A 12,159-nucleotide genomic window follows, 5' to 3' on the forward strand; every position below is an offset into this window, starting at 1 on the left:
ATAACGGTACATCAGATACAGATTAATTACTTGCTGAATCAAGAGACTGAAAGGCTTTAAAATAATGTTGTACCATAATATCCCATCCATAATTTTGGGATGTAAAAGTCTGAAAAGGCGGGATCATCTGATCTCGCTTTTTTGGATTATGATGAAGGGAGTTGATCAGTTGAATCCACGCATCAGCATCCTGAGGAGATAATAACAAACCATTTTTCTGATGCTGTATCGCCTGAGGTATACCATCAATATCTGCGGCTATTACCAGAGTACCGGCCTGACAGGCTTCCAGACAGACCAGTCCGAAGCCTTCCATATCTCCTACTACCGGAATATTCGGCATGACAAAAGCCAGAGAACGGTTAAGGTACTGTTTTAATTCTTCAGAAGGGAGCTTGCCGAGGTGCCGGAATCTCTTGGTACTGTTACTTTCCAAAGAAAGTTTACGGATGGTACTTTCATCAGAAGGATACCCTAGAAATAATAAAATCTGTTCACTCAGGTTTTTTGGAAATACAGCCAGTAGACTTTCTAAAAATGGTTTCTTTTTTTGAAACGGACCAACTATGATGAGTTCAATGGATTGATGCAGGTGCGGGAGTACCTCTTTGATAAACCATGAAAATCCTTTTCTTTTGACCGGACGTCCAAGTGCGATTATATAGGTAGGCAGCGTTGTTGTTCCGGAGTCCGCCTGTTGTACAGGAGCTGCAGGCGTCCGGTCATCTACTCCGTTAGCAATCACAATCATTTTCTTGGGATCCAATCCCCGGTTTATTGCGGCTGTGGCAGTTGCTTCGCTCACAGCTATAAACTGATGGTAGCGGTTGAATTTTGGTAATATTTTCTTCTGGAACAGTTTATTTGGAAAGACTACATCTAATCCGTGTAAGGTCAATGATTTTTTCAGAAACGGATATTTGCGGTGAAACAGACAGAAGGCGGCTAGTAATCCATCATTAAAATGTATAACAGAAATAGCCGGGTGCTCCTGGCATTTCTGTAAAATTCTTCGCTGCAGCATCAGAAAAAAATGAAGGATATGTTCGTCCCCTTTAAAAACAATCTGGTGAACGGTGCAATGTCTGTACATGCCTGTGATCAGTTCGTAACTTTGCTTTTGCATGCCCCCTGTACTGGGCGGATATTTATGACTGACGAATAAGACTTCCATTGAATTTATAAAATAGGAAATAGCAGATAAGTGAAATAAATGTCCATACCAGTTGTCTTGCACGGCGCAGGACACTGGCACTTATCCATACGGCTATGCCCGTAAGTCCGATACCGGATAACATAATTTTATTTCCAAGTTCTTCTATGCCAATCTGCCCTGGAATAAAAGCCCCCAGACTTTTCACAATAATAACACCCATATCGATAAACAGTCCGTCCATAGGAGATACATTTGCCCCTAATAATCTAAGAATGACATAGAACTCCAGTGAACCAACGATCCAGTGTAGGGTGAAACAGAAAAAGGAATACCAAAAGTAAGCGGGATAAAGTTGATAAAATACAGAAGTCTGGTGCAGCGTATGGGTAATGCGGGATTTAATCTTCAACCAAAAGCTCAATTTTGCGACAGGTTCTGCGGTTAGCGTTCCGGAAGATCTTTTTTTTGTAATATATAGCAGAGAGGATACAATCCCACCGAGAATAAGTACAGTCAGGATCAGACCTGCCATATAGATTACCGTAGCTCCGTTATTTTGCATGAGGTTCAGACTATACCAGCAAAGTACGGCCGCCAAAAGAAACAGCTGTGACAGAATGGCCATGACACGGGATAAAAAAACAGAATGTGTGACCTCATCTTTAGAAAGATTTTCGCTTCGAAGCATATGTACCTTAAAAAGATCTCCTCCTATAACATTAGTGGGATTAAAAAGTCCGATTGTCTCCCCAACCTGTCTAACAAAAAACAGTCTCCACAGTGAAATCCGTTGACCAGATGGTGCCATACAATAATACCAGCCAACAGTTCCCAGAATATAAGCTATTCCAGTTATCAAAATCAAGATGATAAACCGGTACCCCACCTGATTTAAGGTGTTCGCCAGCATCTTAAAATCTGTCTGTACTAAAAAAAGAACCAGACAGCCGACGACAATTATAATTCCAAGGATTTTAAAAACTTTTGCAGTCATTATGCAAACTGGTAAGCCGTTTGAGAAGATATCGTCATATCTGCAAAATCACTGATATCTCTGAAGTAAATTTCAGAAAGATGCTGCCAATTATGTTGTTTGCTGTATTTTAATCCAGCTTTTTTGAACTTTTTACGTAGATTCTTATCTGATAACAGAAGCTGTATTTTGTCAACGTAATCTTCTGCCTGTTCCGCATTACATTTGAAACCATTCTCCCCGTCAATAATAAAATCAGCACTTCCTCCGTCATTTGAAATAACGCAGGGGAGTCCCGAGGCCATTGCTTCTATTACAACATTTCCGTATGTTTCAGTGATCGAAGGAAAGAGAAATAAAGTCGAAGAGGCATAACAAATGGCCAGCTCCTTATGTGATAATTTACCTAAAAAATAGGCATCCGGCATTTGTTCCATACATGCAGCTTTCGCAGTGCCGTCTCCGGCTATAATAAAGTTGCAGTCTATATCTCTTTCTTTACACTTATGGTAGATGTCGATTAGTGTGACAAGATTCTTCTCCCATTCCAGCCGGCTGGCAAATAAGATGTTCTGTTTCTTGTTTTTTGTTACTTTTCGAAGGTAGTTATTATCTTTTTTCTTAGGCGAAAAAAGTTCCGTATCAATCCCGCGCTGCCAAAGCGTTAACTTATCCGGTTGTATTCCCAAATGCTTCAGCTCTTTGGATATCGATACAGAGGGTACATATACTTTTGTACATTTATTATAAAACCTCACGGTCTGTTTGATAAACTCTTTTTTGGTGGGTTTGATCAGGAAAGGTGTATTCTTGAGGTAATAATCTATGTAGCTGATAAAATGTGTGTGGTAAATAGTCAGGGTAGGTATATTGTGTTTTTCAGCATACTTTAAGGCGAAGCTGCCTAACATAGACGGCGTGGCGATATGGATGACATCCGGATCAAATTCCTTGAGCTGCTGTTTCAGCATCTTTTTTGCAATAGCCGGTACAGCCATTGTATAGTTTCTGTTGAATGGGATATGGAAATAGGGAATGCGCAGAGACAGATGGTCATCGATCTGTTCGGGACCATTTCCGTAGATAAACAGAAACTCAAATTTTGTAGAATCGATCCTGTTGATCAGTTGAAACATCGTGCGGGAAGCTCCGTCAAAGTCTTCAATCATCATCTCGGCAAAGAAAGCCACTTTAATCATATTTTATACTTTTAGTAGTATTTCAATACTAACAAACGGATGTGGCTTAATTGTTAAGTTCCGGTTATCTGTTTGTTTGGTTATCTTTAATTAATCATCATTGTATTGTTATTAACGTGTTGTCTTTCAGTTGATAAGTTGAGGTTTTGATAAGTTTTAGAAATAAAAGTTTAATAAATAATTAGGGTATAGGTTATACTGCTTGCCTAATTTTAACAGGACAAAACTAAGGAACGATGTACCTACAATATCCCAAATTGCCAAAGAAACGATGGATCTACTTATTGATTCCGATATCACTTTCTTTCCTCGGATGGAATATGATTCGCACCTCACGGATAACGTTAAACTTCAATCGAGGTGATAAGGTTGCTACCGCATCAATATTGGAACTTCCGGCTTCAAACACCGGAAGTTTTTCAGTTTTGACGTATAATATTGCCGGATTACCGGAGCCAATCTCGAGTGCTGTGACTCCGCGTGCAAGCAGTATTGCAGATATCGGAATGAAAATAAACAGGTATGATGTGGTCAATGTGCAGGAAGATTTTAATTACAACAGGGAACTGTACAGTAATGGAAATGAACACCCTTTCCGAACGGAGACAATGGGCAAAGTACCTTTTAGTGACGGGCTTAATACATTATCAAAATATCCGATTTCAGATATTCAGCGTATCCGATGGAAAGATTGTACCGGAGCAGATTGTCTCACGCCCAAGGGATTTAGTGTAGTCAGTTTACAGTTGGCAAAAGATGTATTTGTAGATCTGTATAATATCCATGCTAATGCACAGGATACGCCGGATGCAGCAGTTGCCCGCGGTAAAAATATGGATCAGTTAGGCTCTTTTATAAAAGAACATTCTAAAGATAAAGCCGTACTGTTAATGGGAGACTTTAATGCGCATTACAGCTTCGAACTGGATAATGTCCGCAATTTTATAAAAGAAACCAAAATGATAGACACCTGGGTTTATCTGGAAAATAAAGGTATGATACCGCATATTGATCCTAGGTATTCAGCAGGTGATATATTGGCTATTCGAAAGGACAGAGAATCTATAGATAAGATCATGTTTCGTAACAGTGCAGACCTGCATTTTATTCCTGAAAGCTATGCGATTGAAAACAGGCTGTTTACAGACAAGTCGGGAGCGCCTCTTTCTGACCATTGTGCAGTAAGTTTGTCTTTTTCATGGGAACTATGTCAGTAGAGGCAGTTTGCCGGAAAATGTACCGGCTTTTTATTCTCCGTTAAAATTTATGGTGACGAAGGTTGTATTATTTTCCTGCTGATCTTCTCCGGTCTTCCATTTTGGCCCGTTCTCCAGCATACGGACAGCCTGCTGATCCGTTACTTTGTCAATTCCCAATATCACCTGAATATGTGATGGTTTTCCATTCGGGTCGATTATGAAAGATAACTCTACTTTTCCTTTAGCAGATGTTCCGATTCGTCTGATTTCTTTTTTGATGTATTTTTCAAAAGCTTTCCATCCGCCTTCAGGTCCTGTTATCTGTTTTACAGATTTCTTCTTGCTGGCATAGTCTGTTACTACGACTTCTTCTAATCCTGCATGTGCAGGACTTAGTTTAACCTGATTATTGGCCAGCTGATTAGATGGAACCTGCTGTGTTTCATATCCAATAGCCTGTACTTCTACCTGTGTATTTGAACCACTTGACAAGAGTTGAAACTGTCCGGCTGAATCGGTTACTGCTGTCAGATCCGTGTTTTTTATCTTTAAAATTGCGCCTTCCAACGGTAAATTTGTCGATTTATCCATCACCTGTCCACTGATGACATTATTCACCGTGGAATTGCTGGCCATTCCCCGTATGCGGACGCCAGCGACTTTTCCGGCAAGAGCTCTTGATAGTTCTTCCTTCGGAGAGTTGACAGCGAGTTTGTCGTCTGATAATCCTCTCAGAACTAATGTAGAATCTTTGGCTAAAGACTCCGAAATATGTACTCTGACTCCAGGAGATTTTGGCTGTACAGCAGCCAGAGTTGATTTTTCATCACTGATATCTGATTGCTCGGATTGCGTTACAATATCTTCTGCTGGTTGCTTCTTTTTCGTAATTACATTAGCCAGACGATCTGTTTGTGTAGCAGAAGGAGTAGGAGAAGCCTGTTTTGATGTATTATCCGTTACATCTGCATCTGTTCCTGAATCCTGAGTAACTGGAGATGAAAGCTCGGGCAGGGTGGTACTTGCGATTTCTTTATTTGCGGGCTGCTGATTGATCATCAGTAATGCGCCTATCGACAAGAGAAAAAGTACAGAAGCCGCAACAGCCCATTTTCTCCATACGGGCATTTGTTTTATTGTATTTTCAGATACCCGTTGGGTAATTCGCTTTTTGATATCGGAGAGATCTTTGCTTACCTGCTCCTTGTCACTAAACTCTACACCCATAATAATATCCATAAGCATGGGGTCGTCCTGTGCCTGTCGTTCCAATTCGTACATTTCACGTGGAGAAAGCTCTCCATTGTGGTAGCGACGAATATACTCCAAATCCGGTCTATTCCTGTTCATGGGTTCCCTCCATACAATTTTTCAAATTCCTTTTCCCATTCTGAATATAGCTTTTCACCTCTTTGAGGCTATATCCTGTTATTTCAGAGACTTCATTATAGCATTTTTCATTAAGGAAAAATAAATCTATGCTCTTCTTTTGTTTCTCCGGTAGTTTTTCCAGACAATGCTCTAACGAAGTCAATTTTTGCTCTTTATCTTCATGATCATCATCCGGATGCAGAGACCCTGGAAATTCCACAAATTCGTCAATAGAAATTTGTTGTTTATTTTTTGCAGACCTTAATTGCATCAGACAATGATTGCGGGAGAGCACGTAGAGCCACTTTCCGAAAGAATGAATTTCCTGCTTATTTACTTTGCTGATCAGCTCTTCGAAAATATTCATGACCGCATCTTTACTCCGTTCGCTGTCCTGCAAGTAGCGCAAGCATACGAAGTAAACCATTTCCGAATGACTTTGATATAGCTTTCCGAGGTAATTCAGATCGCCGGTATCACGATACAGCAACAAAAGCTGTTCGTCACTTGGTTCGGTAGGATATGATGGAGCAGAATAATTCATTTGATACCCGAAAAATAGATTATTTTTCTTGTTAATGGAAATTAAAATTGCCGGGATAATTGAAATAGAATGTCTTCAAATATAGAAAAGTTCCGTTTAAGTATCCTTTTTCTACTTATCCTTATTCAATTCCTTTTGCTGTTCTTTCCATTGCTGTGCAAATGATTTATCTGCCAGATGCGGTAATTCTCTGTTATTGCCCCATGCTTTTTTAAAGAAATTACGGAGGATGAAATTTTTAAATTTACCACCAAAAAGATCAATGAGTTTTCTTTTTTTAATAAAATAGGTAAATCCTTTCCAGGCCCGTTGTTCCATTGGAGTAGCCAGTTTTTCCTGTACAGAATCTCTGCGATTCAACAACAGTTGCTTCTGGATATCAATACCTACAGGACACACTTCTGTACACTTTCCGCATAAGCTGGAAGCATAGCTCAGGTGCTTGAATTCTTTCATTCCGCTGAGATGCGGCGATATAAGTGAGCCTATAGGTCCGGAATACGTCGTGTCGTAGGTATGTCCACCGATATTTTGGTAAATAGGGCATACATTCAGGCATGCACCGCATCGTATACAATATAAACCCTGGCGCTGATCTTTCTCTGCAAGCAGATTGGTACGGCCATTGTCCAGCAGGATGACATACATCTTTTCCGGACCATCGCTTTCATTTTCCTGACGGGGACCATTCAGAATGGTATTATATACGGTCAGATTCTGCCCTGTTCCGTGTGTGGATAATAAAGGCCAGAAAAGATCCAGATCCAGCATACTGGGAATAATCTTCTCTATCCCGACCAGCGCAATGTGAATATTCGGAAATGTAGTGGTCAGTCGGGCATTTCCTTCATTTTCCGTAATAGCTATACTTCCCGTATCCGCTACCAGAAAATTAGCGCCGGAGATGCCTATTGAAGCGGAAGTATATTTGTCCCGCAACAATTCACGGGCTTTCATTGTCAATTCCTCTGCTGTAGCAGTAAGTGGCGTGTCAAATTTTTCGTGAAACAGTTTTGCAATATCTTCCAGGCTCAGGTGCATGGCCGGGGTAACGATATGGTAAGGCTTTTGTCCTAACAGCTGGATAATGAATTCACCCAGATCACTTTCAACAGCTTCTATACCTTTTTCTGCAAGAAAATGATTAAGTTCAATTTCTTCCGTAGCCATAGATTTGGATTTGATGACACTCTTTGCGCCATGCTGTTCCATAATCTTCCAGATTTCTTCCCGAGCTTCCTGAGCATCATTGGCCCAGATTACTTTACCTCCTCTGGAAGTAAAGTTTGCTTCAAATTCAGGAAGTAATTTATCCAGATTCTCCATCACCTTCCATTTGATCAGGTTCGCTTTGGTTTTGGAATTTTCCAGATCAAAAAACTTACTTTTCCCTTTTTCAAAAGCAACATTGTACTTATCAATATTGGTATTGATAATGTCCCGATGTTTTTGGTCAAAAGATTTTGTCGAGCTTTCTTTAAGGAATTTATCAGCGATTGTATCAGACATGGATTAGTTTTGGATTTATGCTATTACAAAAGTAAAAAAGTTGGTAATGAATTACCAACTTTATAAATATAACGTTAATTGTTGAAATCTATTTTGCGGAATAATGTTAATTCTTCTCTGAAGACTTAAGATTCAAAGCCAGATTCAGTTCATCCAGCTGCGCCTGATCTATAGTTGCAGGAGCGTCGATCATCACATCTCTTCCCGAATTGTTCTTAGGGAAAGCAATGACATCACGGATGGTATCCAGACCTGCAAATACAGACACCATACGGTCAAATCCAAAGGCCAATCCGCCATGTGGAGGTGCTCCGTAGGTAAATGCTTCCATTAAGAAACCGAATTGTTTCTGTGCATCCTCAGGAGAAAAACCAAGGTGCTTGAACATAAGCGATTGCAATTCTTTGTCATGAATACGAATAGACCCACCTCCAATTTCGCTGCCATTAAGGACAAAATCGTAAGCATTTGCTCTTACTTCTCCCGGATTCGTGTCCAGTAATGGGATATCTTCCGGTTTTGGAGAGGTAAACGGATGGTGCATAGCGTGATAACGACCCGATTCTTCATCCCATTCCAGTAACGGGAAATCTAATACCCAAAGAGGTGCAAATTTATTTTTGTCACGAAGACCGAGCTGATTACCCACTTCCAACCGAAGCTCATTCAGTTGTTTGCGTACTTTATCTGTAGGACCTGCCATTATCAAAAATAAATCGCCGGGTTTACCGTCAAACGCAACAGCCCATTCTTTAAGCTGCTCCTCTGTATAAAATTTATCTACAGATGATTTGAGGGTTCCGTCTTCATTATAACGGGCATATACAAGACCTGTTGCTCCTACCTGCGGACGTTTTACATAGTCCGTCAGTGCATCCAGTTGTTTACGGGTGTAACCTGCACAGCCATTTGCATTGATGCCGACAACCAGTTCAGCCTGATCAAATACAGGGAAACCTTTTCCTTTTGTAAGCTCATTCAATTCAACGAATTGCATTCCGAAACGGGTGTCTGGTTTGTCAGAACCATAAAGACGCATAGCATCGGCATAAGTCATACGGGGTACTGAACCTAGCTCAAATCCTTTTACAGTTTTGAACAAGTGTTTAGCCAATCCTTCAAACATATTCAGAATATCCTCCTGTTCTACAAAGGACATTTCACAGTCAATCTGCGTAAACTCAGGTTGTCTGTCTGCACGTAAATCTTCATCACGAAAACACTTGACAATCTGAAAATAACGGTCAAATCCGGATACCATCAATAACTGCTTGAAAGTCTGTGGAGATTGCGGCAACGCATAGAATTCTCCTGCATTCATACGGCTTGGAACCACGAAATCGCGGGCTCCTTCTGGAGTTGACTTAATCAGAACAGGTGTTTCCACCTCCAGAAAATTCTGCTCATCAAGATATCTGCGGATTTCCTGCGCCAGTTTGTGGCGAAGAATAAGATTTTGTCTTACAGGATTACGGCGCAGATCCAGATATCTGAATTTCATACGCAGATCATCGCCACCGTCCGTTTCATCTTCAATAGTAAAAGGAGGCAGTTTGGAAGCATTCAGTATTTCTAAAGAAGAAACCTTGATCTCAATATCTCCGGTCGGGATTTTTGAGTTTTTACTTGACCGTTCAATAACCTGTCCTTCTACTTTTATTACGTATTCACGCCCTAATTCACGTGCAGAAGCGCGCAGCTGCTCGTTGTCATCTGCGTTAAAAGTCAACTGTGTAATTCCATATCTGTCGCGGACATCGATAAAGGTCATTCCTCCCAGATCGCGCGACTTTTGTACCCAACCACTTAAAGTTACGGACTTGCCAAGATCTGAAATCCTAAGCTCTCCGCAGGTATGTGTTCTGTGCATTTCGACTAAAATATTTATCCTGCAAAAATATCTGTTTCCAAGGAGAATAACGAATCTTAGACCGGATATTAAATCAAAATTCTGAAAGAAATATTAGATCACTTTACTAGCAGGATAGTTGTTTTTTGTATCTAGAATCAGAAGAGAGAGGAGCTGTTTTTGTACAAAAACCAAAGAAAATAGAAGCTGTTGCAGAATGCCTGAAAAATGCTCCACTTTACCCCACTTGCTTTTAGTTTTTTAGTAAAATCAGTCCTTTTTTACTTCTTTTTCAAGCTAAAAAGTGAAATAATTTCAAAAAATGTAGATTCTTTTTTAATGCTGAACCAAAATTTATTTTAGTTCAAAAATTTGATTTAAATAGTTGTAAAGTAAGTTTTTATGTTTTTAAGGGTTGTGTTTTTTAACTGGGTTTGTAGCGATTTTTCGATGTGGAAAACTTTTTTGTGGTATATTGTGGGGGAAAGTGGGGGAAAGTGTATACTTTTACATCAAATTAGAATAGGATAGTTAGCTAAATGAATCATTTAATCGGAGAATTTGAATGCAAGCTTGACACCAAAGGAAGAATGGTGTTGCCGGCAGCGCTCAAGCGGCAGTTGCCGCATGTGGAGCGTGACGGGCTTGTTGTGAACCGAGGATTCGAGAAACATTTGGTTTTCTATACACGTGAAGAGTGGAATACTATCACAGCTAAGTTGTCAAAATTGAATCAGTTTAACGAGAAGAGCAGGATGTTTGTCCGTGCTTTTACGCGTGGTGCTACAGAGTTGACACTGGATGCTTCTGGTCGTGTACTTTTACCAAAAGGATTGTTGGAATATGCAAACATCGGCGCTGAAGTTGTGCTTGCCTGTCAGTTTAACAAAATAGAGGTTTGGTCGAAGGAAGGGTACGAAGCATTGATGAATGATGGTTTAGGTGATGATTTTGCTACGTTGGCAGAAGAGGTGATGGGCGGAATGGATTTTGGAGGATTAATGAATGAGTAATGTTTACCATGTTCCGGTAATGCTGAAAGAATGCATTGATGCATTATCCATCAAGCCTGATGGTGTATATGTCGATGTGACATTTGGTGGTGGGGGGCATTCCCGTGAGATATTGAAACATCTGGGGCCTAAAGGGCGATTGTTCGCTTTTGATCAGGATCCCGACGCTTTGGAAAATACCATTGCAGATGAACGATTTACTTTAATTCATCAAAACTTCAGGTTTTTGAAAAATAATCTCCGCTTGAACGGAGTCAAAGAGGTTGACGGCATTTTAGCAGATTTGGGTGTTTCCTCGCATCAGTTTGATGCTGCCGACAGAGGATTTTCCATTCGCTTTGATGCGGATCTGGATATGCGTATGGATCAGGTATCTGATCTGGATGCTAAAAAAGTTCTTAATACCTATGCTGAAGAGGATTTGCATCGCATATTCGGAATGTACGGAGAAATCATGAATGCTAAATCACTTGCAAAAACGGTGGTGACAACGAGATTGAGTGCTCCGATAGAGACTGTTGCAGGGCTTAAAGAGGTAATCCGGAAGTTAGTTCCAAAAGGTAAAGAACATAAATACCATGCGCAGGTGTTTCAGGCGTTGCGGATAGAGGTGAATAAGGAGTTGGAAGCTTTGCAGGAATTTTTGTTGCAGACTGTTTCCACGTTAAAGCCTTTCGGAAAGCTTGTGGTGATGTCTTACCATTCTCTTGAAGACCGTCTTGTCAAGAATTTTATGGCTAAAGGTAAATTTAAGGGGGAAGTGGAGAAGGATTTTTTTGGAAATGAAATAAAGCCTTTTCAGGTGATTACGCGTAAGGCGATTACAGCATCTGAAGCAGAATTGAGTACAAATAACAGGTCTCGTAGTGCAAAACTACGGGTTGCCGAGAAAAAGGAGCTATAAGTTCGTGGGAGATCGGCATGAAGAGAAATACAATAAAGCAAAAAGAGTTAAGTGAAGAAGTTCAGGAAGAACTTCAGGATACGGTAGAAGAGAAGGCGGAAGAGACCAAGCATTTTATTAAATCGGTCTTTTCTCCGCAAAAGATAACGACCTATTCCGTTGTAAAGAATCTTCCTTTTGTAGCTTTTATCGCTCTTTTGGCGCTTTTGTATATTTCTAACCGGCACCTTGCGGAGCGGACAGTTCGGCAGATAGACCGGTTGAGCAAGGAAGTTAAAGAGTTGAGTTGGGATTATAAATCGCTCTCTGCAGAGTTGATGAAGAGAACCACTCAGTCTGAAATAGCAAAACGGGCAGATACATTGGGACTAAAAGAGCGAAAGGAGCCGCCAATTAAAATTGAAGTTGTAAAAGAAGACAAAAAATAAAATAAAGTAACCAG

The 12,159-nt window shown here is 40.4% G+C and carries 11 protein-coding genes; 4 read left to right on the top strand and 7 right to left on the bottom strand.

Translation table 11 applies throughout. The features are described from left to right. Positions 1-22: 22 nt before the first annotated feature. From B4B65_RS04690 to B4B65_RS04700, 3 genes are read right to left on the bottom strand one after another with little or no spacing between them, the layout of a single operon-like run. Positions 23-1,174, bottom strand: a complete 1,152-nt coding sequence (locus tag B4B65_RS04690) for a glycosyltransferase family 4 protein (protein ID WP_293913824.1) — start codon at positions 1,172-1,174, stop codon at positions 23-25. Further along, on the bottom strand, positions 1,149-2,150 hold the full coding sequence (locus B4B65_RS04695; RefSeq protein WP_293913826.1) for a lysylphosphatidylglycerol synthase transmembrane domain-containing protein: 1,002 nt from the start codon (positions 2,148-2,150) through the stop codon (positions 1,149-1,151). Before B4B65_RS04695 ends, B4B65_RS04690 begins: the two co-directional genes overlap by 26 nt. Continuing rightward, the gene (locus B4B65_RS04700) at positions 2,150-3,328 is read right to left on the bottom strand and encodes a glycosyltransferase (RefSeq protein ID WP_293913828.1); all 1,179 of its coding nucleotides are present in this window, start codon (positions 3,326-3,328) and stop codon (positions 2,150-2,152) included. The genes B4B65_RS04695 and B4B65_RS04700 overlap by 1 nt, the downstream gene beginning before the upstream one ends. Before the next feature lie 236 nt (positions 3,329-3,564). On the opposite strand from B4B65_RS04700, the gene B4B65_RS04705 reads away from it, so the two are divergent. Continuing rightward, a complete protein-coding gene (locus B4B65_RS04705) occupies positions 3,565-4,545 on the top strand; it encodes an endonuclease/exonuclease/phosphatase family protein (RefSeq protein ID WP_293913830.1) in 981 nt (326 codons plus the stop codon). A gap of 30 nt (positions 4,546-4,575) precedes the next feature. Here the strand turns inward: B4B65_RS04705 and B4B65_RS04710 are convergent, their stop codons facing one another. The 4 genes from B4B65_RS04710 to aspS form a co-directional block, all read right to left on the bottom strand. Continuing rightward, positions 4,576-5,877, bottom strand: coding sequence for a carboxypeptidase-like regulatory domain-containing protein (locus B4B65_RS04710; RefSeq protein ID WP_293913832.1), 1,302 nt, complete (start codon positions 5,875-5,877; stop codon positions 4,576-4,578). After that, complete coding sequence (locus B4B65_RS04715; RefSeq protein WP_293913834.1) at positions 5,864-6,442, bottom strand: RNA polymerase sigma factor; 579 nt, start codon at positions 6,440-6,442, stop codon at positions 5,864-5,866. Before B4B65_RS04715 ends, B4B65_RS04710 begins: the two co-directional genes overlap by 14 nt. Positions 6,443-6,553: 111 nt before the next feature. Next, the gene (locus tag B4B65_RS04720) at positions 6,554-7,951 is read right to left on the bottom strand and encodes a LutB/LldF family L-lactate oxidation iron-sulfur protein (RefSeq protein WP_293913836.1); all 1,398 of its coding nucleotides are present in this window, start codon (positions 7,949-7,951) and stop codon (positions 6,554-6,556) included. A gap of 106 nt (positions 7,952-8,057) precedes the next feature. After that, positions 8,058-9,821, bottom strand: coding sequence for an aspartate--tRNA ligase (gene aspS / locus B4B65_RS04725; protein ID WP_293913838.1), 1,764 nt, complete (start codon positions 9,819-9,821; stop codon positions 8,058-8,060). Between the two features lie 518 nt (positions 9,822-10,339). Here aspS and mraZ point away from each other — a divergent pair. From mraZ to B4B65_RS04740, 3 genes are read left to right on the top strand one after another with little or no spacing between them, the layout of a single operon-like run. Next, positions 10,340-10,813 (top strand): division/cell wall cluster transcriptional repressor MraZ, encoded by a 474-nt coding sequence (mraZ, locus tag B4B65_RS04730; protein ID WP_293913840.1) that lies wholly within the window; start codon positions 10,340-10,342, stop codon positions 10,811-10,813. Next, on the top strand, positions 10,806-11,717 hold the full coding sequence (gene rsmH / locus B4B65_RS04735; RefSeq protein ID WP_293913842.1) for a 16S rRNA (cytosine(1402)-N(4))-methyltransferase RsmH: 912 nt from the start codon (positions 10,806-10,808) through the stop codon (positions 11,715-11,717). The genes mraZ and rsmH overlap by 8 nt, the downstream gene beginning before the upstream one ends. 17 nt (positions 11,718-11,734) lie before the next feature. Then, a complete protein-coding gene (locus B4B65_RS04740; protein WP_115169736.1) occupies positions 11,735-12,145 on the top strand; it encodes an FtsL-like putative cell division protein in 411 nt (136 codons plus the stop codon). The last annotated feature ends 14 nt before the right edge of the window (positions 12,146-12,159 follow it).

The sequence above is a fragment of the Sphingobacterium sp. UBA5789 genome (genome assembly GCF_002418355.1).
Taxonomy (GTDB): domain Bacteria; phylum Bacteroidota; class Bacteroidia; order Sphingobacteriales; family Sphingobacteriaceae; genus Sphingobacterium.